Source organism: Croceivirga radicis, assembly GCF_002072105.2.
GTDB lineage: Bacteria > Bacteroidota > Bacteroidia > Flavobacteriales > Flavobacteriaceae > Croceivirga > Croceivirga radicis.
The window spans coordinates 52,442-77,663 of record NZ_MTBC01000011.1 but is presented as its reverse complement, the minus strand read 5'-3'; the positions used below and the strand labels follow the sequence as shown (position 1 = coordinate 77,663).

The window sequence follows — 25,222 nt, the reverse complement described above, 5'->3', positions numbered from 1 at the left end:
TTTAATAAGCACTGGCACAAGCAACCAAAATTAAATTACTTTTAGGTTATCTTTGGGTAACACGATTATGAAAAAATTTACTTTAAAAGATATTGCCACCCATTTTAAAGTCTCGGTATCTACCGCTTCCAAGGCTATTAACGATAGTCATGAAATTAGTGAGGACCTTAAAGCGAAAATTCAACAATATGCCAAGGACAACCATTACCGTCCAAACCGTATTGCTTTAAGTCTTTTACGTAAAAACACAAAGACTATTGGTGTTGTAGTCCCCAATATCTTAAACTACTTCTTTGTTCAGGTTTTTTATGGTATTGAAAAAAATGCAAATGCAAGGGGTTATAACATTATCAGTTGTACCTCTGATGAGTCTTATTTAAAAGAACTAAAAACGGTTGAGTTGTTGAGCGCGGGCACTGTAGACGGCTTAATCATTTCATTATCAGAAGAAACACAGTCCAAAGCTATTTATGATCACTTAAAAAATTATAGCAATGGTCAAATACCTATGGTGATGATTGATCGGGTTACAGACGAAGTAGATTGTGATAAGGTTATTGTAGATGATTTTGAAGCCGGATATAAAACCACTAATTATCTATTTGAAACTGGGTGCAAAAATGTTGCAGTAGTATCTACTATTTTTGATTCTAGTGTTGGTAAACTAAGAATTCAAGGTTACCAAAAAGCACTAGAGGAAAAAGGAATTGCCTACGATAAAAACTTAAATGTAAAAGTGGGTAAAAAAGACGATTTAGAAATTTTAATGACCCTTCTTTTAAATTATAAGCCTGTAGACGCCATCATTGCTTTAGATGAAATGACAGCTGTTGATGTTCTAAATATCTGCAAACAAAAAAAGGTGAAGGTACCAGAAGAAGTTTCTATTGTTGGTTTTACAAATGGTAGATTATCCAAGTATGTTTCTCCTTCTTTAAGTATGGTAAGCCAACATGGTAAATTTATTGGAGAAACGGCGGCCAATATGATAATAGACCGTATAGAAAAAACAGATGCGGAGACCTTACCATATACTACCAAGGTGGTAAAGACGAGTCTTATTGTTAGAGAATCTTCTAGAAAAACACCTTAATTATTTGTGTTGTAGACACACTTTTAAATAATAATCTTCATATTTGTGGTTTAAGCCTTACTACTTAAAACGCAAGTATGCATACCAAACTAAAATACTACATCTTATCGCTACTATTAATTTGTCAGTTTTCTTGTAAACAGAAAGTAAAACAAAACAATTTGGTGCTAGATGAAAGTGGTAAAGTGCCAACGATTGTGAACACCATAACCATAGACAGTGTTTGGTCTGGGCATCCTGCCAATTTTTCTATATACACCAAAGGCAACCATCAGTTTGTTGCGTACTACAATGCAAATAGAAATATTGTAGTTGCACAGCGCAAATTAGATTCATTAGGTTTTAAAAAGTATCAATTACCCGCTACTACTAGAGAAACAGCAAATGGTACTAGCACGGTGCTTGGTTGGGATAGTCATAATTATTTAGAATTGATAGTAGATTCATTAGGATATATACATTTATCGGGTAACATGCACATAAATCCAATTACTTATTTTAAAAGTGAAAAACCGTATGATGTTACAACGCTTAAACAACATTATGAGTTAATTGGTAGCAATGAAGACCGTTGCACCTATCCTAGATTTACAACCACCAAGGAAGGAAATATTGTGTTTCAGTACCGAGATGGTGGAAGTGGTGATGGTAACGAGATTTATAATTTATATGATGTAAAAAGTCAAGAATGGTCTCGTTTGTTAGACAGACCGTTAACGGATGGTATGGGTAAAATGAACGCTTACCAAAGTAAACCCATGCTTTTAGAAGATGGTTGGTACCATGTGTATTGGGTTTGGAGAGATACGCCAGATTGTGCCACCAATCATGATTTAAGCTACATGAAAAGTCCAGATTTAAAAAAATGGTATACTGTGAGTGGGGAGCAGATAGATTTGCCAGCAACATTAAATACTAACGGACTAATAGTGGACCCTATACCGGTTAATGGTGGAATCATAAACTTAGCGGCTAAGTTGGTATTGGATAAAGATAACAACCCGGTATTTGTATATCATAAATACGATGAGGTGGGCAATTTACAGTTGTATGTGGCTTATTTGGAAGATGGAACATGGAAAAATCATACCATTACCAATTGGGAATATCGTTGGGAATTCTCTGGTTTTGGTAGTATAGATTTTGAGGTACTTATAAAAGAATTCAATAGGCGTGCGGACGGCAGGTTTGAAGTAGGTTACTACCACAAAGCCTATGGGGAAGGCACTATTTTATTGGATAAAGACTTAAAAGCCATAGGTTCTGTAATTAAACCAGAATCTTTGGCAAACCAATTAGATGTAGAGGGCAATTTTCCAGGCCTTGTGGTACAAACGCTAAAGGATGGTAGTAATAATGGTAAGGGTAACCTACAGTATTTACTTAAATGGGAAACTTTAAATAACAATAGGGATTTACCAAGAGAAAAACCTTGGCCCAAGCCTAGCGTGTTAAAATTATACGAACTTAAAGATGCACAATAGTTAGTTGGCAACTTTTCCAAATAATGCCAACTTAGCCTCTAAATCATTGAACATTAAACGCACATCTAATTGGGTATACACCCTTATTGTCCTTCCGTTTTTATTGGTTTCATAATTCCCATTTTTGTTAATGGTAGGTGCCTGTACCAGTTTGTATAAACTAGAAGAAGGGTCTGCTTCCCAAGAAGACTGTAAAGCAGTAAGCAAGGTAAGCGGGTTATCGCCCAAGGCATAAGCTTCACCTAATTTTTTGCCAGATTTTTCAAATAAATGTTTCATTTTGTCAACCAAAAATTCACCCACAATTCCTTTATTTCCAAACCGATAAAACAATTCAGCATGAGATATTAAGGTTAATCTATACGCATTACGCGGTACTTGCCAAATTGGGATCGCACTTTGGTTAAATACTACTTGTGCGGCTAGCTTGTCTATACCAAGATTATATTCTGTTTTCATGGCATTTGGTGGGGGATAGGCCAAATCTGGATATTCTTCGCCGCCAATCCAAACCAAGATTACTTTATCCGCAATTTTTGGTTCTATCAGATAAGCACTCGCAAGGTTTGTTAAACCGGCACCACAAACAATATACAGGGGCAATTTAGTATCTGTACGCATAGCTTCGTCTACAATAAGTTGGGCAGCTTTGGTTTTTTGGGGTGTATCCATTGCTACCAATCCCTTGTTGCTGCCTGCCAGCACAGTATATTTATCTTCCAAATCCATAGTATCCAATACCTGCTGTGCAAGTAGTGCAGAAAAGTCTGCAGTTCCCGGATTGTCATAAAAACCGGCGGAGTAATGTTGTGATCCAATGATACCTTTAATCAGAACACTAGGGCTCAATAAATGGTGTACTAATTGAAAGAGTCCGTCTGGATCTCCTCCAAAATCATTATCAATAATTACACGTACCCTGGGTGTTACATTCTCATAAACTTCTGGAATGGGGTTTTGGCCAAATAGTAGAACGGGTAAAATAAACAATACGAGAATAGTTTGGTTTTGCAGCAGTTTCATTGTTATGGTTTAAGACCTAAGATACAAAAGAAACGGTCTTGCATTTAATTTTAGGATAAGCGAAACGTTTTACAGACTTTTCGTTGAAATTATATGGCTAGGCCCAAGACTACTCTCAAATAGATTATCTTATTCTTTGCTGAATAAAAACTTATACATGAAGTCTACACCAAAGCCTATATTCAATCTAATTGTTCTATTTGTTTTATTACTTGCTAACACAGCTGGCTTTGCCCAGCAAGAGGTTAAACCGAGGCTTTTTGTGCTAACGGATATTGAAGCGGACCCAGATGATACCCAATCTTTGGTAAGGTTGCTACTATATTCAAATAAACTAGAAATTAGAGGATTGGTGGCCACTACATCTTGCTGGCATAAAAATGAGGTTAATCCCGAATCAATTTTACAGGTGCTAGACGCTTATGGTAAGGTAAGGGATAACCTTTTAAAACATGAAGGGGGGTATCCTACCAAAATAGAATTGTTAGCTAAGGTAAAAACGGGGCCTCCAAAATACGGGTTATTGGGGGTTGGGAAGAACCAAACTAGCTCTGGCTCACAATTATTGGTAGAAGAATTAAAGAAGAAAGATGAAAGGCCTTTATGGGTGTCGGTTTGGGGTGGTGCTAATGTTTTGGCACAAGCATTATACGATTTAAAGGCTACTACATCTCAAAATCAACTTGATGAAATAGTAAGTAAAATACGAGTTTATACCATCTCTGATCAAGACGACTCTGGGATATGGATTAGAAAGAATTTTCCAAAATTGTTCTATGTGGTAAGTCCGGGAGATGATTATGGAACCGCTACCTGGACGGGAATTAATACAGTAGTGAAAAATTGGGATAATACTACAATTAGCAATACGTGGCTAGCAAAAAATATACAACAAGACCATGGGCCATTAGGTGCAGTTTACCCAGACGTTAGCTGGGGCGTTGAGGGAGATACTCCCGCATTTTTAGGGGTAATACCAAATGGATTAAATAATCCTGAAAGACCTGATTATGGAGGCTGGGGAGGTAGATATACCTATTATCTACCAAAATTTGAAGGTCGCAAAAGGGGAAGCTCAGGAGTGCCTTTTGAGCCGGAAACTAGAAAAATATGGACAGATACCATAGACACCTATGAGCCGTATGTGTTTTCTAATTATGGTAGAAACGTAAAATTAGATTCTACCAAATATACAGGGGGCAAGGTTTCTATTTGGCGGTGGCGAGACGAGATACAAAACGACTTTGCTGCGCGTATGGATTGGACTATAAATACTTTTACAGAATCCAATCACCCACCCGTGCCGGTATTGAGCCATGCTACAGCGCTTACTGTTAAATCTGGACAAGGATTTGCTCTAGATGCCAGTAAATCGTATGATCCGGACGGAGATAGCTTAAGTTATCTATGGTTTGTTTATAAAGAAGCTGGTGGTTTTAAAGGTGAATTTAACATTGGCCAACCAGGCAATTCACATACGGCATATGTGGATGCACCAAAGGTTGCACAAAAGGAGACCATTCATATTATCCTCAAATTAACAGATAAAGGAACGCCAGCTTTAACCAGATATAAAAGAATTATAGTTACGGTTGTGCCCTAAATCAAAATTACGGGGCTAAAACAGCTTCACGGTGATTAATGCCCCCAAGTAACCATTTGGGTAAAATAATTATTGCTTTTTAAATAGTAAAAGATTATAGTTAGGTTTCAAGAGGGGCGAGTTTTAGTAAACAGGTAATTTCCATTTTGTCATAATTAATATGCAATAAAATATAAGCTACTATCTTAAATCTTCTCGCAGGTATCTTTATGTATAAAAGAAGTATTTAATTGAAACAAAGTACAACTTCTAAAGACAGATATTTTTATTGGCAATCGTAAAATACCCTTAATTATAGTTAGCTAATGTTTTTAAAGAATTAATTTAGCAAGGACCATAAAAAAGGAGATTACTATTGTTCCAAAACAGATTTATACATAAGCTGGTTAAAGCGTTATTGTTTTCTTTAATTGTTACGCTGGTTCTGGTTTTTATCGCCAATTTTTCCATCGAAAAAAATGCAGATGGTAAAACGTATGATTCTATAGAAAACGTTCCTACCAACCACGTTGGTTTGGTTTTGGGTACCTCTAAATACTTAAAAGCAGGTGGTGTAAATCCGTATTTTAAATTTAGGGTAGCTGCTGCGGTTAGGCTATATAAAGCAGGTAAAATAGCATACGTTTTGGTAAGTGGTGATAACGGTAGTAAATATTACAATGAACCTTCGGAGTTTAAAAAGGAATTGGTCAAAGAAGGAGTTCCTGAAGACAGGATTATATTAGACTATGCCGGGTTTAGAACACTAGATTCCGTTGTAAGAGCAAAAGAGGTATTTGGGCAAGAGCGAATTACAATAATTTCCCAAGCTTTCCATAACGAGAGAGCTATTTACTTGGCAGAGAAAAATGGTTTACATGCAATTGGGTATAATGCAAAAGATGTTGGTGTTGCCGCCGGACTTAAAACACAGGTAAGGGAGTATTTTGCTCGTACCAAGGTTTTTATTGATATTTTATTTGGTGTAAAGCCCAAATTTATTGGTAAACAAGAAGCTATTCCTGATCCTTCCAATTCCAATTAAATTAAAATTTTCCTAATTATTTCTGTGATTTAACCTTATTAATCGTAATATTGCAATATAACAATTAAACAATGGGTTTAGCCAAAACAGAGATATTCACGGAAGAGCAAAATAAAATAGCTTTGTTTGCCAAAGTTTTTGGACACCCTGCCCGCGTGGCCATATTGCAACATCTATTTAAAATAAATGCCTGTGTTTGTGGCGATTTAGTAGATGAAATTGGTTTGGCACAACCTACCATATCACAACATTTAAAGGAATTAAAAAACCTTGGACTTATAAAAGGAAATGTTGAGGGTACCAGTGTTTGCTATTGCATAGATGAAACCAATTGGAAACATATGAAAACGTTGATGAACGAATTTTTAAATCAAGATTTACAGACAAATAGTTGTTGCTAAAAAAATTTAACTGTATTAATCGTAATAATACAATAAAAGTAGAAGTATATGACACTAAAAGAAGTTAAAACAGCATTACAGGGTTTAGAGACCATTGCTTTTGAATTGCCCAATGGAAACTTGGTTCCAAGGCATTTTCATGTTACCGAAGTAGGTAAGGTTAATAAGCATTTTATTGATTGTGGCGGTACGGTAAGAATGGAAGAAAAGGTGAATTTTCAATTATGGAACGCAGATGATTATGATCACAGACTACATCCAGAAAAACTGGTCCATATTATTGAACTATCGGAAAAAACATTGGATTTGACCAATTTAGAAGTTGAAGTAGAATTTCAAGGTGCCACCATAGAAAGGTATAGCTTGGACTTCAATGGAAAGCACTTTCTGTTAACCAGTAAGTTCACAGATTGTTTGGCAAAAGACAATTGTGGGATCCCAGAAAGTAAGCCTAGAATAAAGTTGTCAGAATTGCAAGCAACAAGCGGTTGTAACCCTAATTCCGGTTGTTGTTAAACCCCTAATAAGTGTATCGAAACCATGTCATTATTAAACACATTACAAACCTTTGTAGATCAATTGGCTACAACGGATATATCCCCAGAACGTAAGGATATATTACAACCTTTAATCAGCTATATTCAAGCTAATAAAGATGCAAACAAGCCTATTCGTTTAAATTTAATCTGTACCCATAATTCCCGCAGGAGCCATCTATCCCAAATTTGGGCTCAAACTATGGCGCACTATTATGGTATAGCCAATGTTTTTTGTTACTCTGGCGGTACCGAGGCAACAGCCATGTATCCAAAAATAGGGGAGACTCTAATTTTTAATGGATTTACGGTTACAAAATTGTCTGCAGATGATAATCCTGTTTATGCTATAAAGTATGCCCAAAATGAGCCTGCGGTAATTGCCTTCTCCAAAAGAATGGACCATGAGTTTAATCCAGCAGAGGGGTTTGCGGCTATCATGACCTGCTCACAGGCAGATCAAGGTTGCCCATTTGTACCCGGTGCCGAAAAACGGATACCCATTACCTATGAAGACCCTAAGGCTTTTGACGGAACTCCAGAACAAGATAAAATGTACAAAGAGCGTAGCAAACAAATTGCTACGGAGATGAAGTATATTTTCTCTCAAATTCAATAAAATGGCACAAAAAAAACTAAGTTTTTTAGACAAGAATCTCACTTTATGGATTTTTGTAGCTATGGCATTTGGTGTAGCTTTAGGTAACTTTTTCCCTACTTTTCCATCTATTATAAATTCTTTTAGCAAGGGCACTACAAATATTCCAATTGCCATTGGCTTAATATTAATGATGTATCCACCCTTGGCAAAAGTTAAGTACGCGTTGTTACCAAAAGTTTTTAAGAACACTAAAATTTTAACCGTATCAGTGGTTCTTAATTGGGTGGTTGGGCCTATTTTGATGTTTGTTCTAGCGCTTCTATTTTTACAGGACCATCCGGAATATATGGTAGGTTTAATCCTAATTGGTTTAGCTAGATGTATTGCCATGGTTTTGGTCTGGAACGATCTAGCAGATGGTAGCAGCGAATATGGAGCTGGTCTTGTAGCGTTGAACAGTATTTTTCAGGTATTTGCCTATAGTTTTTACGCTTGGTTGTTTATCACGGTTTTACCGCCTTATTTTGGTTTTGATGGGGCAATCGTGGATATTTCTATAACTACTATAGCAGAAAGTGTAGCTATTTATTTAGGTATTCCTTTTTTAATGGGGATGCTAAGTAGGGTTATTTTGGTAAAGGTGAAAGGAGAAAAATGGTATGAGGAGGCTTTCTTACCTAAAATAGCTCCGTTAACCTTAATTGCATTACTGTTTACCATAGTAATTATGTTTTCTTTAAAAGGCGAATTGATCGTCCAAATTCCAATGGATGTTGTACTCATAGCTATACCATTGCTAATTTATTTTACGTTAATGTTCATCATTGGTTTTTTTGTAACTAAGAGCATGGGGGCATCTTACGATAAAACTACCGCGGTTGCATTTACCGCTGCTGGTAATAATTTTGAGTTGGCTATTGCAGTAGCCATTGCTGTTTTTGGTCTAAATTCTGGTCAGGCCTTTGCTGGGGTTATTGGGCCATTGGTAGAAGTGCCGGCCTTAATTCTTTTGGTAAAAGTAGCCTATTGGTTTAGAGGTAAGTATTACAATAGCGCGTTATCCTAAAATTAATTCTTTTTTAGTAACTTAAGACCAGAAGAAAAGCGTATACGTCCAAATACCTGGGCGTATTCGTGTTTTTGGACACCAACTAAAAACCAACGTTCTAATGACTCAAGAGGAGTTAAATAAGCTAAAAATTGAACTATCCGTTAAAGCCAAGAATGGATTGGATTTTATTTTATCCGCAACAGTGATATGGTGTGCCATTACTATTATCTGGACCTTGGATTTTACCAGCTATTCTAAAAGTGTATTTACATTTATGTTAAGTGGTTTAATGCTTCCTCTTGCCTTTGGTTTTTCAAAATTAATTAGGTCCCAATGGAAGGTGGCCAATAACCCTTTGCAACCATTAGGATTGTGGTTAAACCTGGCCCAATTGTTTTACTTTCCATTTTTAATTTTGATTATTACCAACATACCAGATTATTTTTTATTCGGCTATGTGGTAATAACAGGAGCCCATTTTTTTCCATATGCCTGGTATTACAAAGAGAGCGGTTTTGCTGTTATGGGAGGTATTATCTCTTTTGGTAGCTTATTTCTTACGCTTTATTTAGCACCAGAACACCAATATTGGATTGGTGTTTACATGGTTTTTTGTTTGTTGATTTTGGCTTTACGGTTGTATACTTCTTACCAAAAGCGAAAAAAGTACTGAAAATTACAAGGAGAAACGGAAAAGTAGTTAAAAGTTACTTATTTTTAGGTTTAAACCACTGATTTTAAAGACCATGACTACCACCAGATTAAACCTGTTTTTTCTTTGGGTACTATTGCATAATTGTAGTTTGCTTACAGCCCAAACCACTTCTAGTTTTGAATTAAATACCAACGATTTGTTCTATGCGGAGGTATATGACAATATCTTTAGAGGTCATTTTGAGCATGTGGATATTGCCCCAGAAAGTTCCGATTTTACCTCAATTTTTCATCTTTACCTTAACACCTTTGGTAAACAATGCCCTTCTTATTTGCCGCAAGATAAAGTAAAAATCATGAAAAAGGTATGCGCAGAAGAGCGTGTAGAAAGTAACGCTTATGGAATGGAACTATCCAGAACTTGTATACGTTGGGAGTGGGTATGGACCGGATTGTATGCCAAGCCAGATTTATATGCAGCCAAAGTGGATTTAGAAAATAGAATGCGCGAGAAGAGTTTGGAACTCTTACATGACATGATCATGGATGATAATAAGATGGGTAACACTGTAGATATGGCGCATAAAGCAAAAGGTTTAGCCTTGGATATGGCCACATTCTTTACTCAGAATGCCTGTAATGGTAAAGCCGTTCTTCGATTTGAAGAAAATATGAAGAGGTATGCCCTAGGGCAAGAAAGTATTAGAATTAAAGAAGTTAGCAAGTATACGCTAGCAAAAGAAACTGGCGGACCAACCGGAACACAAGATTTTACTAAGCTATTGGATGATTTGATTGAAGATCAAGCTAAAACCTGGATGATGAATAAATATATAGGTGGTAGCATAACCAATGTAAAAGAACATGCAAAAGACGCTAATGGAAAACCGTTAGAAATCTCTGCAAACTATAAATATAGTGGATGGGGAAATGGCAATGGTGCGGTGCGGGTTACCTTTGAAAATGGGTTGCCAAAATGTATTTATTTTGCAGACTTTCCGCAAAACTGCAAAAAACCAAATGCCACAATTTTAGCAACCTACGCCAAAGGAAATTATACAGAGTAAACTTAATCTATTTTAAATACCGCAGCTGTTTTTAGGTTATGCGTTTTTGGGTAGGTTATTTCCAATCCCTCTTCCGTTTGCTGCCAATCAATAGATTTTTTATAACCCAGCAGGCTCACATTGGTAATTTTTTTGCCCACTACTTTTTCAGACGTTGTTCCTAGGGCTTTGATTATGACTTTTTCGTTTGCCTGGGGTATGGCCATGGTAAAAGCAAACAAAGAGCCATCTATACCTTGGGTAAATCTAATATCTTGCGGTGTAAAATTAAATGCTGCGTGTTGTTTACCTAATTTTCCGCCAGGAAGCATTTTTAATTTTCCGTTTGTAATTTCACCTTCTCCTGGAATCTTCCATGCATAGCTGCCGTAAACCGCTTCTCCATTAATTTTCATCCATTTGCCTACTTCTTTAAGCATGTTGGTACTTCCTTGATCTAAAGAACCATCAGGTAGAGGAGAAATACATACCGCTGCGTTACCGTCTCTGGCAATGGCTTCAATTATATAATGTATCATCATACCAGAATCATAAGTAAAGTCTGGTGCATAGTACCAATCGCCAACAGGTACCTCTGCAATCCAAGGTTCATGGTCTTTTGTTTTTTCTGGAACGCCAAATTCTTCGGTGGTAACCGTTCCATTGGTTTTATTTCTAAACTTTACTACGCTAAATTTATCCAAATAGCCGTGTTTTTGTAAAGATTGGTTGTAGTAGTAAGCAATTACCCGCTGCATGGCATCTGCCTTAACCCCTGTTCCTGTTCCGCTACCACTAAACGGTTTTTGGTCGGTACCATCGGTATAAATAAAATCGGGATCATATTTATCTATGGCATCCATTATACGTAGAGCCCATTGGGTGGTAAACCATTTGGCATACGGTATATGGTTGGTATAAATACCAGGTTTTGGAGGAGACCAAGCTGAATACGCTGCTTCGGTAACCCCTTTATATTCCCTTAAACTTATTCCATATAATTGCCTGGGGTCCAAACCATCCCACCAAAGTCCTTTTCCATCTTCTGGTTTTAGATTACCATCATAAGGTATCCCTTTAAAGGCTCCGGTTCTATCGCCACCAAAAGCGGTCTGCCACCACCACCAGGTATACTCATGCTGAAAAGTTATTCCATAGCGCATGTCCAATTCTTTACAAGCATTTGCCCATTCCGCAATTAGGTCTCTTTTGGGTCCCATTTCTACAGAATTCCAAGGATGGTAATAAGAGTCCCATAAGTCAAAATTATCATGGTGAACACCTTGTAGTATTAGAAATCTAGCACCAGCATCTTTATAGATTTCAGTGAGTTTTTTTGGGTCTAGTTTTTTTGGGTTCCAATCTCTTAATACTTCTTTATAGCCTATTTTAGATGGATGTCCATGATTTTTTAAATGATTTTTATGGGCAAGGGTACCGTCTACATAAAGTCTACGTGCGTACCAGTCGCCACTAGCACCAGAAGCTTGCGGCCCAAAATGAACCCAAATACCAAATTTGGCGTCTCTTAACCATTTTGGTTCTCCTGGATAATTTTCTTCAATGGAACTCCAAGTTGGTTTAAACGGACCATTACCAACAGGAACCGTATTTAGCTTTAATTCTTCAAATTGGTCAATTGCCCCCATGGGTACGGAGTTTTCCGTTTTAGGTTTAGTTATTTTAGGAATTGAAGGTAGCGTTTCTGGTAAATATTTTGAACGTGTTTGCCCTTGGGTCAAAGCCAATGTAAAAAAAGTAGCAAGTAGAAGTAAACTGTTATTTTTCATTTAGTATATAAGACATTCAAGATATACGTGTAAATATAACACTTTACATTGTAAATTTACATTTGTTGGTTCTTTTTGCTATCGGGATAGTCGTATTGTTTAACTAAGTAGGTATAAGAATCTAGTTCGAAAACCTTTTTGTATTTGCCAACTAAAACAATCTAGATAAGTTTGCCGTTTTTTGTTAGTATTAAAGAGATACATTGGATTAATTAAGGCGCGTTCTTCTATGGCATTTACAATTAATTGGTTGGATTCTGGGGTTTATGTAAACCATTATGGAGATGTTTGGGTATCTGATATCCATAAAACCGATAATTTATTATATGGTGATGAACGTTTTAATTCAATCTCCTTCCAGATTTATGATATGACCGGGCTAGAGAAAGTTTTTGAAGGTGAAAAAGAGATAAAAACTGTAGTAGGTTATGATATGGGGGCTACCTTTTGGAAAAATAAAATGAAAGTTGCAGTGGTTTCTGATAATAATCCAATGGTAGAAGAATTGTACCATGTATATAAAGAAGGTATGGCCCATACCTCTTGGGAAATTAACTTGTTTAAAACCTTGGAAGAGGCCAAAAGTTGGTGTGGTTCACTTAAAGCAAACTTTTTGGACCAATAGCAAATAGCATAGTATCTTGTAGGTCTATTAATATCTAAATAGATTTATTAAAAAATACCTTAAATAGATACCAAATGCGACCAAAATCAATCCACACAGTATACCTGTTAAAGTGGAATACGACACTAACCTTATTACTTTCCTTAACAGTCTTTTTTTTTTCGGCTACCACGTATTCTCAAGAGCATAAAGAGAATATAACCCAATTAGATAAAATGCAATGGTTTAAGGATGCCAAATTGGGTATTTTTATACATTGGGGGTTATATGCCGTAAACGGTATAGACGAATCTTGGTCTTTTTACAACGGGTATATTTCGCATCAAGATTATCTTAAACAAAAAGAGGGGTTTACAGCACAGCATTACGATCCACGGGCGTGGGCAGATTTAATTAAGCAAAGCGGAGCCAAATACGCCGTTATAACGGCCAAGCATCATGACGGTTTTGCGTTATGGGATTCTAGCCACAGTACTTTTAATGCCAAACAAGCATCTGCAGCTAAAAAAGATGTGTTAACCCCATTTGCTAATGCACTCAAAAAAGAGGGAGTAAAATTGGGGATTTATTATTCTTTACCAGATTGGTCTTTTAAAGACTATACGCATTTTACCAGAGACAGTATTAGGTACACAATACAATCAAACCCTAAAAGGTGGCAAAATTTTCTGGATTTGTATCAAGGCCAACTTAAAGAATTGGCTACAATATACAATCCAAGCCTGTGGTGGTTTGATGGTGATTGGGAGCATACTGCGGAAGAATGGCAGGCTAAGAAAGTGCAACAATTTTTGCTAAATGCCAACCCCCAAACCATTATAAACAGTAGACTTAAAGGATATGGTGATTATGCCACGCCAGAACAAGGAATGCCTATTACCAAACCAAAGGCTAACTATTGGGAACTTTGTATGACAACCAATAATTCTTGGGGATATCAAAAAAATGATACGGATTATAAAACTAGCCAACAGTTAATAGGAATTTTTACGGATGTGATTAGTACAGGTGGTAATTTGCTGTTGGATATAGGCCCAAAAGCAGATGGTACCATTCCAAAGGAGCAAGAAGCTATTTTAAAGGAATTAGGCAGATGGACCGCTAAACATAAAGAAGCCATATACGCAACCAAGGCGGGCATACCTAAAGAGCATTTCTACGGACCTACCACTTTATCCAAAGACGAAACCATTTTATATTTATTTGTAAAGGGTAATGCTGGGGGCGAGGTAGTGTTACGCGGCCTAAAAAATAAGATCAATAGAATCTGGGTAGTAGGTGAGGGCACCAAGCTCCAACACAAAGTGGTAAGCAAACAATATTGGAGCCAAAATCCAGGTATAAAATATATTCAAGTTCCAGATTATGTATTAGATCCTCAGTTTACGGTTTTAGCGGTACTGTTAGACGGTAAAATTGATTTATACAGAGAAGAAGGGGCTGTTATAGAAAGTAACTAATTCTATAAACAAATTTCTTATAAATTACCCCAGATGCTTTTATTCTTAAGGGTTAAGAATATATGGGGTAATTTTGGTGGTAAAAAATTGCACGCAGATTGTCGAAAATTTACTCATAATTGGTTAAAATAGAGTATCTTGCCATGCTCCCCCGGCAAATTGAAATAATAAAAAATATTAATCAATCCTTTAAAGGGATTATTTAGTTACCAATGGCCGTTGTATACAACCCCGAAACCAATGCTATAGAGATAGAAGATAAAGAACGTACCCAATATTTTCTTATCATCGGTCTAATGCTTATCAACCTATTTAATGCTACTGTAAATCTATACAATACCAAAGATAGATTGGGGGCTCTTTCATTTATTTGGGTTTCATTATTACTTATATCTACAGGAGTGTTGTTGTTTTATCTGTTTAAAAAAACAACTATAAATAGTATTCCACTAGACCGCATTAAAAGGCTAAGGCAACGTAGTTTACTGGGTAAAACTTGGTATAGCCTAGAATTAAAGAACGGCAAGTGTAGGGATTTACAAGAACTTCACTCCAAAGCAGAACTTTTTCAAGTGAGAAAAATGTTATTAGGTTTAGGTGTTAGTGAATAATAAGTTGAATAAATAATCTAACAATAACTGCTTTTGGTCTTTCAAGAGTATTCTTTTTGTCCGTTCGGTTTTTATAGTTCTTTATCTTTACCATAAACCATTAACAATTCTAAAATGTTGCCAGAAAAATCACTAGTGCCTACTGGTAAAGATTCTTGTGTAAATTGCGGGGAAATACTTAATACGCCCTATTGCCCAACTTGCGGGGAAAAAAACGACATTCCCAAGATAACCCTGAATAGTATAACGGAAGAGGCCATATCCTCTTTTGTAGAAATGGATCGTGGCTTTTTATATAATGTTAAAACCATGCTATGGTCTCCAAAAACTTTGGTTTACGCCTATTTAAGAGGCAAACGTAAAGGGGTTTTTAATCCAATAACTTTTTTGGTAGTTTGTATAACTATTTATTTACTAATAGAGCGTATTCCCAGTATTTTTAATTTTTATGCCCCAAATTCATATGACCATCAGGAACAATCAGCTTATAAATTTGGTGTGCAAATAGGAATATTCATCAGAAATAATTTCAAATTTATATTTGTGCTTTGTATGTTTCCGTTGGCCTTTGCAACAAAAACCGTTTTTTCAAAATACAATTATTGGGAAAATATAGCAATAGCGGCATTTATTCTTGGTCAAAGCATTTTATTATCTGGTTTGGTGTATTTATTAACGGGATTTAATTTGCTATTTAACCCTTTTCTATACCTTACAATTGCTTGGTATACTTATAGAATTTTTAAAACAGAGCATAACCAAAAAGACATGTGGATTCTAACCTTCACCTCTGCTTTCTTATTTGGTGTTTTGCTAATCGTCGGCCTAGGTATTATTGGGATAGTACTTTCGATTTTTAACTAAAAAAAAGACGAACATAAAATGTTCGCCCTTTCCATTTTTGAGTTAGCATGGTTTATGGCATAACCACAGTATCTATAGCATGTATAACGCCATTTGCAGCAGCAACATCTGTCATTATTATAGTAGATGTGCCACCTTTGGCATCGGTCAAGATTACGTTTTCACCATCCATAGAAGCAGTAAGTGTTGCTCCTTGTACGGTAGTGATGGTAAAACTTCCATTATTGTCTTTAATAGCCTTTACAACATCCGCAGCTTTATAATTACCTGCTACCACGTGGTAGGTAAGTATGGCTGTTAAGGTATCTTTGTTTTCTGGCTTTAATAAATCAGAAACCGTGTTTTCTGGTAGCTTTTCAAAAGCTGCGTTGGTTGGGGCGAATACCGTGAACGGACCATCGCCATTTAACGTTTCTACCAATTCCGCGGCTTTAACGGCAGCCACTAATGTGCTAAAATTCTCGTTGCCAGCAGCAACCCCAACAATAGTAGGAGCATCTTTGCTGGTAATCACTTTTTCGGCTTCTACCTTGGTTTCAGCGGGGTTGTTGTCTTTTTTTTCTTTTTCAGTACAGGCCTGTACACTTAAAACTCCTCCAAGAAGAAGCGCAGTAAATAATAACTTTTTCATTTTCAATTTTTTTTGTTTTCCAAGATTACAACAAATAGAAACATAAAATGTTTAATAAAAACATAAAATATTTAAACAAAATTAATTTTAACAGTTTTGTTGGAGCACTTCTTAATTTCATATTAAATAAATGCATTCATTTTTTTATTTCTAAACAAGTGTTTAGTTTTGTTTCTAGATATGGCCAGAAAAAAGCAATACAGCAAAGATGAGGTTATTGAAAAAGCCATGCAGCTTTTTTGGAAAAACGGTTACGAACGTACCTCTATGCAACAATTAGAAAACGAAATGGGAATAAACAAGTTTTCTATTTATGCTGCATTTGGTAGTAAGGATGGTGTTTTTTTGGCAAGCTTGGAATTATATCAAAAAAAATTAAATAAGTTGTTAAACCAATTAGCAGATGGACCACAGACCGTAAAAGCCATAGAAAATTACTTTTATAATTTTTTAGCCTTTAGTAAGGAAAAAAACGTTTGTAAAGGGTGTTTAATAACCAATGCGGCCAATGAATTTAGAGTAGGTGCCAACCAAGCTATATCAAATGAACTTAACCGTTTTGTAAATAAGGTACGTAACCTTTTTTACAACATTTTAGAAGTAGAAGAAAAAGATATGGCATGGACCAATGAAAAGGCAGACTATTTAGTTGTGGCCATGTTTGGGTTATCTTCTGCTAGTAGGGTTTTTAACGAAAAACAATTGGATATGTATATCAAAAACATCTTCAAGAATTTCTAAAAAAATTTAAATCATAACTAAACGAACGTTTAGAAAATTAAATCATAAATACAATTAACATGCAAACAGTAGAAAAAGAAAAAACATTTACCATTCACACTTTAGAGACCGCCCCAGAAGCCAGTAAGGGTTTGTTAGACGATTCTAAAAAGGCCTACGGCTATGTGCCAAATTTACATGCCGTTTTAGCGGAGTCTCCAGGATTATTGGAGGCTTATAAAAATATACACACCTTATTTGAAAATTCCTCTTTTAATAAAGAAGAACTAACAGTGGTATGGCAAACCATAAACGTAGAGCACAAATGCCATTACTGTGTACCTGCCCATACGGCTATAGCAAAAGCTATGCAGGTAGATGAAGGTATAATTGAAGCATTGCGTAATAAAACGACCCTAGAAAATTCTAAGCTAGAGACATTGCGAAAAACTACTTTGGAGATTGTTAGAAATAGGGGAGAATTATCGCAGGAAGTACTTAACAACTTTTTTGAAGCAGGTTATACCCAAAGACATTTATTGGATATTATTTTGGGTGTTTCCCAAAAGGTAATAAGCAACTATGTAAATCATATAGCAGAGACACCTTTGGATAAAGGTTTTCAAAAATACGATTGGAAGGCAGAATAACACGCTAAATTTCAATCTTAGAACAAGTTAGCTTGTAATTTTGAATGAAGGGCAACTCAGTCTTCATACAACTGGGTTGCCTCCAAAAAAAATAAACCATGGAAAACAAAATTACTTCACCCAAGGTGCTCTTTTTTGATGTAAATGAGACGTTGTTGGATTTAACTCCTATCAAAACCAAAATCACCAAATTATTCAATGGAGATAGTGACAAGGTATCCCATTGGTTTTCAACACTGTTACATTATTCTTTAGTAGTTTCCGCAACGGGAGATTATCATCACTTTGGAAAAATTGGTGCTGTAACCTTAAAAATGCTGGCAGCGGAGCAAGGTATTTCTTTGTCAATAGAAGATGCAAAGTTGATTGTTACCCAGGGTTTTAAACAATTACCAGCTCATGAGGAGGTTGCAAACGCCTTATCTCGTTTAAAAAGAAGCGGTTATACTTTGGTGGCGTTAACCAATTCTGATTCAGATACCTTGGCAGCTCAATTACAATATGCACAGTTGGCTTCTTTTTTTGATGCGCAATTAAGTGTAGAAAAAATAGGATTGTTTAAACCGCATAGTAAAGTTTATGGATGGGCTGCCTTACAAATGGGGGTAGACCCTAAGGATACCTTATTGTTAGCGGCACATGGTTGGGATGTTGCCGGTGCCCTACAGGCTAATTTGCGTGCTATTTTTATAGCCCGTAAGGGTAAATATGAGTTTCCATTGGCACCAAAGACAGAAGCGGTGGTGCAAAATTTGACCGAAGCGGCAGACTATTTAATTGGTTTAAAATAAACTTTAAGAGGTTATTTGTTTGCTTGTTATTGGGTTAAAATAGTTTTTTAAAGAAAATACTCGACTATTCCTCTAATTTTTTACGGATTTTACTTACATTCGGTATTCTTTGTTAATACTTTGGTAGTCAAACATTAATAACCAGACCAAAACATTGATTACTCATGCAGAATACTAAAATGAACTACCTGTTGCTATGCTTGGCAATGCTATTAAATACGTTAAGTTTTGATTTTGCTACCTTTAGTTTTAGCTCTTTTAAGACTTGGTTGTTCTTAATGGCATTTTTTCTACTGCTTTTATGCACCTACAAATTAGTAATTGATGATACCAAAACCAGATGAGGTTAGTTATTAGCGTTATGGTAGTGTTTGCTATGATTATGATAGCATGTAATGGAGAAGTAGATTTGTCCAAATCCATAAAAAAGGAAAAAGTAAGGGCATATTTTAAAGGTTTTAACGCAAAGGATTACAATCTAATAAAGCCATTGTTTAAAGATAGTATATCTATTACTGAAGGGGTTGAGGCTAAGTTTAACACTGCTTCGTTTTATGAGCATTTTAAATGGGATTCCGTTTTTAATACCCAGTATACAATTAAAAATTTATCCGTAACAGATAGCGTAATAATTGCGAGCATTGCAGCCAGATCTGAACGTTACGCCTTTTTAGAAAATAACCCACTTCGTTGTGATTGGTCCTTTTATTTTAAGGACAGTGTAATCTACAATATAACCATTGGCGATTGCCCAAGCGCTAATTGGTCTAAATGGGAGCAGAAAAAAGATTCTTTGGTAGCTTGGACCGCAGCTAATTATCCAGAGTTGGACAATTTTATAAACGACTTATCCGAGCAAGGCGCACAAAAATATGTGCAAGCCATAAATCTGTACAAGAAAGATAAAAGCCGGAAATAGCGGGTTCTATAGAAATCACTATCGTAGTCCATAAAACAATAGATGTTTTTTAAAACTAGAAGGCTAAATACCAAAAATGTAAAACGGGTTAAAATTACTGCTCATATCTATCTAAATAAGAGCTAACTTAGATATATAATAGCATATGGTATGGCCGTAAAATTTAAAGAGCAACAGCAGTTTACACAATGGTGGTTATGGGTATTGCTCATTGGTATAGGGTTAAGAATTGGTTACGGTGTTTACCAACAATTAGTATTGGAAACCAATTTTGGCAATAATCCCATGTCCAATAACGGTCTTGTTATTTTTGCCGTACTATACGCTTTATTGCTCTTCTTTTTTTACAGGCTAAAGTTAACTGTTACAATATCCAACACGTACTTAACCATTCACTTTTTTCCGCTTATCAAACGTGTAATATCCATTTCAGAAATTCAAGAAGCAAAAGCCAAAAAGTACAGCTTTGTTGGCGGGTGGGGAATTAGGTATTGGACTAAATACGGAACCGTTTATAACGTTAAAGGTAATAAAGGGGTGGCCCTTAAACTTAAAAATGGAGACCGTTATTTAATTGGTTCGCAAAGAGCAAAAGAGTTGGAACACCAACTTTTACAGCTGGGTGTTCCAATTGCAGGCTAAACTAAGAACGTTCTACTTCAGATTCGCTTTTAAGTACTTTATCACCATCTTCTTGTTCAATAAATAGTGCTTTATCATTTGTAGAACCCTTACGGGTTACTTTATTACCGTTAATGGTCTTAGTAACTTCAGTGATATAGGTTTCCATAACTTTTCCTTTGGCTGTTCCATTTCCCCATTTCCATTTTACAGTGGTACCTTCTCGTATCATTATTTTTTTTATTGAAAAGTAATTACTTCTTTCTGGCTTAGGGTGCCCTTTTGTCATAAAATAGGATGCAATAGCATAAATACTAGTTGGTCAAAGTGTCTTCTAAAGATATTTAACATATCAAATAGCTTAAAAATTTTGATAGTACATAAATATTCCTATTTTTGGTAAACCAAACTGGTAAACCAATTTAAGATGAATAACACTAAACTGCTGCAACACTTAGTTATTCTTCTTGTTCTGGCTGTATTTACGGCGTGTAAACAAGAAGATTCCCCAAAGAATTTAGTCCATTCCGTAGAAGAATTCAATAAAGCCGTTGCACAGGCTAAGCCGGGCACGGTAATTACCTTAGCTAATGGAGTGTGGCAAAATGCCGAATTACTTTTAGAAGGTAATGGTACCCAGGACAATCCTATTACATTAACCGTAGAAGAAAAAGGGAAAGTAACACTAGAGGGGCAATCTAATTTAAGAATGGCCGGAACCTATTTACATGTAGAAGGTTTGGTTTTTAAAAATGGCTATACCCCAACTACCGAAGTAATTTCGTTTAAAAAGGATAAAAATAATTTAGCACATTATTCAAGGTTAACAGAATGTGTTATTGATAATTACAACAACCCAGAACGGCACGAGCCAGATACTTGGGTGGCTATCTATGGTAAGCATAATAGGATAGACCACAATCACCTAGTGGGTAAGCGTAACCGTGGTGTAACCATGATCGTTAGATTAAATACAGAAGAGAGTCAACAGAACGAAAACCATATAGATCATAACTATTTTGGACCAAGACAAAATTTAGGTTCAAATGGAGGTGAAACTCTACGTATAGGTACTAGTCATTATTCATTAAAGGATTCCAAAACCGTGGTTGCTTCTAATTATTTTGATAGGTGCAATGGAGAGCATGAAATAATATCCAATAAATCCGGAAAAAATATATACAAAGACAACGTTTTTTACGAATGTACGGGTACGCTTACTATGCGTCATGGTAGTGGTACTCAAGTACTAGGTAATGTTTTTATTGGTAACAATAAACCAAGTACTGGTGGTATACGTGTTATAAATGGCCAACAAACCGTAAAAAATAATTACGGGGTTGGTTTAACAGGTTACCGTTTTAGAGGAGCTTTTGTTATTATGAACGGTGTTCCAAACAGTCCTATAAACAGATACCATCAAGTAGAGGATGCAATTGTAACCAATAATACGTTTGTAGATTGTGACCATATTCAGTTGTGTGCAGGTAGCGATGCCGAGCGTAGTGCAGTACCAGTAAATTCTGTAATGGAGAACAACGTGTTCTATACTACGGACAAGAAAAATCTTTTTACGGTATATGATGATATAAATGGTATTACGTTTAAAAACAATATCATTAGTCCTAATACAACTCCACTAACAGAAAACGGATTTATTCAAGAAGAATTGGAGCTTAAGGCCAATTCTAATGGATTGGTAATGCCTGTAGGATTACCAGAAGGTATAGGTGCTAGTTTAAGCAAAGATTTGGCAACAAAAGACAATACAGGTGTAAATTGGTATTCCAAAAAAGAATTAGATGTTACACTTAATTCTGGCAACACTATAACGGTTGATCCTGGCTTAAACAGTTTGGTAGAAGCGGTAAATACTGCTAATGCCGGAGATATATTGCAGCTAGAGGCAGGAGGTGCGTACCCAAACACAAAAACTATAATAATAGATAAACCTATAACCATTACAGGTGCTAAGAACAACAAACCAAAGCTGTTTTTTGAAAAGAAGTCGTTGTTACAGATTAATAATGGAGGTAGTCTTTCCTTATCCCATTTGGTGTTTGATGGGGCAGATTCACCGGACAGAACAGGTAATTCCGTAATTACAACTAGTAAGTATAGTATGAACAAAAATTACAAGTTGTTCATAGAGGATTGTGAATTTGTGAACTTAGATGTGAACCATTCTTATGATGCTATTAGGGTATATAAGAATACATTTGCGGATACCATAAGCATTAAAGATTCCAATTTTAAAAATATTACGGGTCATATTATGGCCTTAGACCGTGAAACTGACGATATTGGTATCTATAATGCGGAGTACGTTATTTTAAAGAACAATTCTTTTACGGATATAGGAGGTGCCGCTCTTCGTTTGCATAGGGGTGGTAAGGACGAAAGTACATTTGGTCCATTTTTAGAAATGGAACATAACGTATTGGACAATGTAGGTTACGATAAACGAAATAAATACGAAGCCGCGGTTTCGTTATATGGCGTGCAGGTTGTAACTATTGCCAATAACATTTTTACTAAAACTGAAGGGATTAATACACATTTGGTAGTGGGGGAACCAATTGTGAATGTAGTTAATAACGCCTTCTATGCTTCAGACAAGTTAACCGTTACTGGGGATCAAAACTATAACGCGGCAAATTTATGGGAGTTAGAGCCTCGCTTTATAGATAAAACCTATAGTTTGGAGTCCAATTCTCCTTTAAAAGGGAAAGGAACAGATGGCAAAGATTTAGGTTTATTAAAATAAAAGGAAGGAATCCATGACTATATTATCCAGTTTAAAAGTTCGCTTTCTGTCTTTTTTATTTATAACCGTTATATCATTGTCTGCCCAGGAGCATCCTAAATTGATACTCACCAAAACCGGGGTAGAAAAGATTAAAAAACAACTAGGTAAGGTGCCGTTGATGGACCAAGCCATAGCATCCGTCAAAGCAGAGGTAGATGCTGCTATAAATAAGCCTATAAACCTACCAATTCCTAAAGACTATTCAGGAGGGTATTCTCATGAAACTCATAAATTAAACTACCGGCTTATGCAAAAAGCAGGTGTGTTGTACCAAATTCTAGAAGACGATGCTTACGCAATTTACGTACGAGACATGTTAAAGGCATATGCGGGTCTTTACCCCACTTTGCCTGTACATCCCAAAGAACGTTCCTATGCCAGGGGCAAATTATTTTGGCAGTGCTTAAACGATTCTAATTGGTTGGTATACACCAGCCAAGCTTATGATTGTATCTATGAATATTTAAGTAAGAAAGAGCGTAAATATATAGAGAACCAATTGTTTAGACCATTTGCGGATTTTATTTCTGTGGAAAACCCTCAGTTTTTTAATCGTGTTCATAACCATAGTACTTGGGGTAACGTTGCCGTTGGTATGATTGCTTTGGTTATGGAAGACGAACAACTGCTACAGCGCGCATTGTACGGAATAAAAGATGTAAGTTTAACCAAGGGTTTAAAAGATGATGATGGCGGTTTTATTTTAGAACCGGGTAAAAAAGCAGGTTTTTTTGCCAATTTAGACGAACCGTTCTCACCAGATGGTTATTATACAGAAGGGCCTTATTATCAGCGCTACGCAATGTATCCTTTTTTAATTTTTGCTCAAGCCTTACAGAACGTTAAACCAGAATTGAAAATCTTTGATTACAAAGACGGGCTTCTTATTAAGAGCGTATATGCCTTATTGCAATTATCGGATATGGATGGAGATTTTTTCCCTATAAACGACGGTCAAAAAGGAATGTCTTACTATAGTGGGTCTTTGGTTAACGCAGTAGATATAGCATACTATTATGGTAGTAAAGATCCAGAATTACTCGCCATTGCAGAAAAGCAAAACACGGTAGTATTAAACGATGCAGGTTTGGCCGTAGCTCAAGACATTACCCAAGATAAGGCAACGCCTTTTGTAAAAAGAAGTGTTGATTTAAAAGATGGGCCCAACGGAGAACAAGGTGGAATAGCGGTGCTTAGGCAAGATGGATTGGAAGTAGTATTTAAATATACGGCACAAGGCTTAAGCCATGGTCATTATGATAAACTATCTTTTTCTTTATACGAAAACGGGGAGGAGGTAATACAAGATTATGGCCTTGCACGTTTTGTAAATATTGAACAAAAAGGTGGAGGCAATTATTTAAAGGAAAACACTACTTGGGCCAAACAAACTATTGCGCATAATACTTTGGTGCAAGATGGCACCTCTCATTTTAATGGTATGTATGAAGTGGGTAGTAAAAACCATTCCAATCATTATTTATTTAATATTGATGATTTGGCAGCACAGGTAATCAGCGCAACAGAGCAGAATGCTTACCCTGGTACCCATATGCATAGAACTATGGTAATGTTAAAAGACAGTAGCTGGCAAAAACCAATGGTTCTAGATGTTATGGAAGTAAAATCAGACAGTACGCATACCTATGAACTACCATTTTATTACATGGGTCAATTACTTACATTAAACCAGCCCTATAAAGCCAACGTGCAGTTAAAGCCTTTAGGAACAGAAAATGGTTACCAGCATTTGTTCAAAGAAGCGGCTAGCCCAGTGGCAGAAGAAAACGTAAAATTCTCTTGGCTGGCTAACAAAAAATTTTACACACTAACTACATTGGCATCTGCTGCAGATAGTATAGTCTTGGCTAGAGTTGGGGCTAACGACCCTAACTTTAACCTCAGAAGAGACCCAGCACTTATCCTAAAAAAGAATAACGTAGCAGATGCTTTTTTTGTCAGCGTGTTAGAATCCCATGGTAGTTACAGTACGGTTAGTGAGTTAGCGGTAAACGCCACCACTTCGGTAAAGCAAATAACCGTACTTTACAGAGATCAAGATTATTGGGCAATAAAATTGGAACTTAAAGAAGGTGAAGATAAAATTGTAGCTTTTTCTTCTAAAAATGTAAATAGGAATACAAAGCATAAATTAAATGTAAAGGGTAGTGTCATAAGCTGGCAGGGACCTTTTGCAATAATCAATCTAAAATAA

Annotated in this window: 26 protein-coding genes; 22 read left to right on the top strand and 4 right to left on the bottom strand. The window is 36.1% G+C overall.

The features are described from left to right. Window positions 1–67: 67 nt before the first annotated feature. Window positions 68–1,093 (top strand): LacI family DNA-binding transcriptional regulator, encoded by a 1,026-nt coding sequence (locus BUL40_RS14240; protein ID WP_080319799.1) that lies wholly within the window; start codon window positions 68–70, stop codon window positions 1,091–1,093. 77 nt (window positions 1,094–1,170) lie between these two features. Further along, window positions 1,171–2,577: a BNR repeat-containing protein gene (locus tag BUL40_RS14235; RefSeq protein ID WP_080319798.1), complete on the top strand. Its 1,407-nt coding sequence runs from the start codon at window positions 1,171–1,173 to the stop codon at window positions 2,575–2,577. Here the strand turns inward: BUL40_RS14235 and BUL40_RS14230 are convergent, their stop codons facing one another. After that, entirely contained in the window at window positions 2,578–3,600 is a 1,023-nt protein-coding gene (locus BUL40_RS14230; protein WP_080319797.1) for a nucleoside hydrolase, read from the bottom strand. A 157-nt stretch (window positions 3,601–3,757) separates the two neighbouring features. Between BUL40_RS14230 and BUL40_RS14225 the strand changes: the two genes are divergently transcribed. The 8 genes from BUL40_RS14225 (at window position 3,758) to BUL40_RS14190 (ending at window position 10,537) form a co-directional block, all read left to right on the top strand. After that, complete coding sequence (locus BUL40_RS14225) at window positions 3,758–5,203, top strand: nucleoside hydrolase-like domain-containing protein (RefSeq protein ID WP_080319796.1); 1,446 nt, start codon at window positions 3,758–3,760, stop codon at window positions 5,201–5,203. Window positions 5,204–5,558: 355 nt separating this feature from the next. After that, window positions 5,559–6,227, top strand: a complete 669-nt coding sequence (locus tag BUL40_RS14220) for a SanA/YdcF family protein (RefSeq protein WP_080319795.1) — start codon at window positions 5,559–5,561, stop codon at window positions 6,225–6,227. Between the two features lie 71 nt (window positions 6,228–6,298). Then, window positions 6,299–6,628 carry an ArsR/SmtB family transcription factor gene (locus BUL40_RS14215; RefSeq protein ID WP_010519967.1) on the top strand — a complete coding sequence of 110 codons (330 nt, stop codon included), beginning with the start codon at window positions 6,299–6,301 and terminating at the stop codon, window positions 6,626–6,628. 48 nt (window positions 6,629–6,676) lie between these two features. Continuing rightward, a complete protein-coding gene (locus tag BUL40_RS14210; RefSeq protein WP_010519968.1) occupies window positions 6,677–7,144 on the top strand; it encodes a DUF6428 family protein in 468 nt (155 codons plus the stop codon). 24 nt (window positions 7,145–7,168) lie between these two features. Further along, window positions 7,169–7,783 carry an arsenate-mycothiol transferase ArsC gene (locus tag BUL40_RS14205; RefSeq protein WP_080319794.1) on the top strand — a complete coding sequence of 205 codons (615 nt, stop codon included), beginning with the start codon at window positions 7,169–7,171 and terminating at the stop codon, window positions 7,781–7,783. Window position 7,784: 1 nt separating this feature from the next. Beyond that, window positions 7,785–8,831, top strand: coding sequence for an ACR3 family arsenite efflux transporter (gene arsB / locus BUL40_RS14200; protein WP_080319793.1), 1,047 nt, complete (start codon window positions 7,785–7,787; stop codon window positions 8,829–8,831). A 103-nt stretch (window positions 8,832–8,934) separates the two neighbouring features. Next, window positions 8,935–9,489, top strand: coding sequence for a DUF7010 family protein (locus BUL40_RS14195; protein ID WP_080319792.1), 555 nt, complete (start codon window positions 8,935–8,937; stop codon window positions 9,487–9,489). Window positions 9,490–9,562: 73 nt separating this feature from the next. Continuing rightward, the gene (locus BUL40_RS14190; protein ID WP_080319791.1) at window positions 9,563–10,537 is read left to right on the top strand and encodes a hypothetical protein; all 975 of its coding nucleotides are present in this window, start codon (window positions 9,563–9,565) and stop codon (window positions 10,535–10,537) included. 2 nt (window positions 10,538–10,539) lie between these two features. Here BUL40_RS14190 and BUL40_RS14185 read toward each other — a convergent pair whose 3' ends face one another. Next, the gene (locus BUL40_RS14185) at window positions 10,540–12,306 is read right to left on the bottom strand and encodes an alpha-L-fucosidase (RefSeq protein ID WP_080319790.1); all 1,767 of its coding nucleotides are present in this window, start codon (window positions 12,304–12,306) and stop codon (window positions 10,540–10,542) included. A gap of 229 nt (window positions 12,307–12,535) precedes the next feature. On the opposite strand from BUL40_RS14185, the gene BUL40_RS14180 reads away from it, so the two are divergent. From BUL40_RS14180 to BUL40_RS14165, 4 genes are all read left to right on the top strand, one after another. Further along, window positions 12,536–12,931, top strand: coding sequence for a hypothetical protein (locus BUL40_RS14180; protein ID WP_141239682.1), 396 nt, complete (start codon window positions 12,536–12,538; stop codon window positions 12,929–12,931). 74 nt (window positions 12,932–13,005) lie between these two features. After that, on the top strand, window positions 13,006–14,391 hold the full coding sequence (locus tag BUL40_RS14175) for an alpha-L-fucosidase (RefSeq protein WP_080319788.1): 1,386 nt from the start codon (window positions 13,006–13,008) through the stop codon (window positions 14,389–14,391). 212 nt (window positions 14,392–14,603) lie between these two features. Beyond that, complete coding sequence (locus BUL40_RS14170; protein WP_010519976.1) at window positions 14,604–15,002, top strand: hypothetical protein; 399 nt, start codon at window positions 14,604–14,606, stop codon at window positions 15,000–15,002. Between the two features lie 114 nt (window positions 15,003–15,116). Continuing rightward, a complete protein-coding gene (locus BUL40_RS14165) occupies window positions 15,117–15,866 on the top strand; it encodes a DUF3667 domain-containing protein (RefSeq protein WP_080319787.1) in 750 nt (249 codons plus the stop codon). A gap of 52 nt (window positions 15,867–15,918) precedes the next feature. Here the strand turns inward: BUL40_RS14165 and BUL40_RS14160 are convergent, their stop codons facing one another. Beyond that, window positions 15,919–16,497, bottom strand: a complete 579-nt coding sequence (locus BUL40_RS14160) for a fasciclin domain-containing protein (RefSeq protein ID WP_080319786.1) — start codon at window positions 16,495–16,497, stop codon at window positions 15,919–15,921. A 180-nt stretch (window positions 16,498–16,677) separates the two neighbouring features. Here BUL40_RS14160 and BUL40_RS14155 point away from each other — a divergent pair, with 180 nt between their 5' ends. The 6 genes from BUL40_RS14155 (at window position 16,678) to BUL40_RS14135 (ending at window position 20,219) form a co-directional block, all read left to right on the top strand. Beyond that, a complete protein-coding gene (locus BUL40_RS14155) occupies window positions 16,678–17,238 on the top strand; it encodes a TetR/AcrR family transcriptional regulator (RefSeq protein ID WP_244901881.1) in 561 nt (186 codons plus the stop codon). Window positions 17,239–17,297: 59 nt separating this feature from the next. Further along, window positions 17,298–17,867: a carboxymuconolactone decarboxylase family protein gene (locus tag BUL40_RS14150; protein ID WP_080319784.1), complete on the top strand. Its 570-nt coding sequence runs from the start codon at window positions 17,298–17,300 to the stop codon at window positions 17,865–17,867. Window positions 17,868–17,965: 98 nt separating this feature from the next. Continuing rightward, on the top strand, window positions 17,966–18,658 hold the full coding sequence (locus BUL40_RS14145; RefSeq protein ID WP_080319783.1) for a haloacid dehalogenase type II: 693 nt from the start codon (window positions 17,966–17,968) through the stop codon (window positions 18,656–18,658). A gap of 164 nt (window positions 18,659–18,822) precedes the next feature. Then, complete coding sequence (locus BUL40_RS15670) at window positions 18,823–19,002, top strand: hypothetical protein (protein ID WP_141239681.1); 180 nt, start codon at window positions 18,823–18,825, stop codon at window positions 19,000–19,002. Further along, complete coding sequence (locus BUL40_RS14140; protein ID WP_080319782.1) at window positions 18,999–19,577, top strand: hypothetical protein; 579 nt, start codon at window positions 18,999–19,001, stop codon at window positions 19,575–19,577. Before BUL40_RS15670 ends, BUL40_RS14140 begins: the two co-directional genes overlap by 4 nt. Window positions 19,578–19,727: 150 nt before the next feature. After that, window positions 19,728–20,219 (top strand): hypothetical protein, encoded by a 492-nt coding sequence (locus tag BUL40_RS14135; protein WP_080319781.1) that lies wholly within the window; start codon window positions 19,728–19,730, stop codon window positions 20,217–20,219. Window position 20,220: 1 nt separating this feature from the next. Here BUL40_RS14135 and BUL40_RS14130 read toward each other — a convergent pair whose 3' ends face one another. Then, window positions 20,221–20,430: a hypervirulence associated TUDOR domain-containing protein gene (locus tag BUL40_RS14130; RefSeq protein WP_080319848.1), complete on the bottom strand. Its 210-nt coding sequence runs from the start codon at window positions 20,428–20,430 to the stop codon at window positions 20,221–20,223. A 195-nt stretch (window positions 20,431–20,625) separates the two neighbouring features. On the opposite strand from BUL40_RS14130, the gene BUL40_RS14125 reads away from it, so the two are divergent. Together BUL40_RS14125 and BUL40_RS14120 are read left to right on the top strand one after the other, a co-directional pair. After that, the gene (locus BUL40_RS14125) at window positions 20,626–22,965 is read left to right on the top strand and encodes a polysaccharide lyase 6 family protein (protein ID WP_080319780.1); all 2,340 of its coding nucleotides are present in this window, start codon (window positions 20,626–20,628) and stop codon (window positions 22,963–22,965) included. A 13-nt stretch (window positions 22,966–22,978) separates the two neighbouring features. Then, window positions 22,979–25,222 (top strand): alginate lyase family protein, encoded by a 2,244-nt coding sequence (locus BUL40_RS14120; protein ID WP_080319779.1) that lies wholly within the window; start codon window positions 22,979–22,981, stop codon window positions 25,220–25,222.

Excerpts from the sequence above, each read along its gene's own strand:
- BUL40_RS14180 (WP_141239682.1), top strand. The coding sequence starts at position 12,536 with ATGGCATTTACAATTAATTGGTTGGATTCTGGGGTTTATGTAAACCAT.
- BUL40_RS14125 (WP_080319780.1), top strand. The coding sequence starts at position 20,626 with ATGAATAACACTAAACTGCTGCAACACTTAGTTATTCTTCTTGTTCTG.
- BUL40_RS14170 (WP_010519976.1), top strand. The coding sequence starts at position 14,604 with ATGGCCGTTGTATACAACCCCGAAACCAATGCTATAGAGATAGAAGAT.
- BUL40_RS14140 (WP_080319782.1), top strand. The coding sequence starts at position 18,999 with ATGAGGTTAGTTATTAGCGTTATGGTAGTGTTTGCTATGATTATGATA.
- BUL40_RS14210 (WP_010519968.1), top strand. The coding sequence starts at position 6,677 with ATGACACTAAAAGAAGTTAAAACAGCATTACAGGGTTTAGAGACCATT.
- arsB (WP_080319793.1), top strand. The coding sequence starts at position 7,785 with ATGGCACAAAAAAAACTAAGTTTTTTAGACAAGAATCTCACTTTATGG.
- BUL40_RS14130 (WP_080319848.1), bottom strand. The coding sequence starts at position 20,430 with ATGATACGAGAAGGTACCACTGTAAAATGGAAATGGGGAAATGGAACA.
- BUL40_RS15670 (WP_141239681.1), top strand. The coding sequence starts at position 18,823 with ATGCAGAATACTAAAATGAACTACCTGTTGCTATGCTTGGCAATGCTA.
- BUL40_RS14185 (WP_080319790.1), bottom strand. The coding sequence starts at position 12,306 with ATGAAAAATAACAGTTTACTTCTACTTGCTACTTTTTTTACATTGGCT.
- BUL40_RS14155 (WP_244901881.1), top strand. The coding sequence starts at position 16,678 with ATGGCCAGAAAAAAGCAATACAGCAAAGATGAGGTTATTGAAAAAGCC.
- BUL40_RS14205 (WP_080319794.1), top strand. The coding sequence starts at position 7,169 with ATGTCATTATTAAACACATTACAAACCTTTGTAGATCAATTGGCTACA.
- BUL40_RS14160 (WP_080319786.1), bottom strand. The coding sequence starts at position 16,497 with ATGAAAAAGTTATTATTTACTGCGCTTCTTCTTGGAGGAGTTTTAAGT.
- BUL40_RS14165 (WP_080319787.1), top strand. The coding sequence starts at position 15,117 with ATGTTGCCAGAAAAATCACTAGTGCCTACTGGTAAAGATTCTTGTGTA.
- BUL40_RS14145 (WP_080319783.1), top strand. The coding sequence starts at position 17,966 with ATGGAAAACAAAATTACTTCACCCAAGGTGCTCTTTTTTGATGTAAAT.
- BUL40_RS14195 (WP_080319792.1), top strand. The coding sequence starts at position 8,935 with ATGACTCAAGAGGAGTTAAATAAGCTAAAAATTGAACTATCCGTTAAA.
- BUL40_RS14135 (WP_080319781.1), top strand. The coding sequence starts at position 19,728 with ATGGCCGTAAAATTTAAAGAGCAACAGCAGTTTACACAATGGTGGTTA.
- BUL40_RS14230 (WP_080319797.1), bottom strand. The coding sequence starts at position 3,600 with ATGAAACTGCTGCAAAACCAAACTATTCTCGTATTGTTTATTTTACCC.
- BUL40_RS14240 (WP_080319799.1), top strand. The coding sequence starts at position 68 with ATGAAAAAATTTACTTTAAAAGATATTGCCACCCATTTTAAAGTCTCG.
- BUL40_RS14235 (WP_080319798.1), top strand. The coding sequence starts at position 1,171 with ATGCATACCAAACTAAAATACTACATCTTATCGCTACTATTAATTTGT.
- BUL40_RS14150 (WP_080319784.1), top strand. The coding sequence starts at position 17,298 with ATGCAAACAGTAGAAAAAGAAAAAACATTTACCATTCACACTTTAGAG.
- BUL40_RS14215 (WP_010519967.1), top strand. The coding sequence starts at position 6,299 with ATGGGTTTAGCCAAAACAGAGATATTCACGGAAGAGCAAAATAAAATA.
- BUL40_RS14175 (WP_080319788.1), top strand. The coding sequence starts at position 13,006 with ATGCGACCAAAATCAATCCACACAGTATACCTGTTAAAGTGGAATACG.
- BUL40_RS14190 (WP_080319791.1), top strand. The coding sequence starts at position 9,563 with ATGACTACCACCAGATTAAACCTGTTTTTTCTTTGGGTACTATTGCAT.
- BUL40_RS14120 (WP_080319779.1), top strand. The coding sequence starts at position 22,979 with ATGACTATATTATCCAGTTTAAAAGTTCGCTTTCTGTCTTTTTTATTT.
- BUL40_RS14225 (WP_080319796.1), top strand. The coding sequence starts at position 3,758 with ATGAAGTCTACACCAAAGCCTATATTCAATCTAATTGTTCTATTTGTT.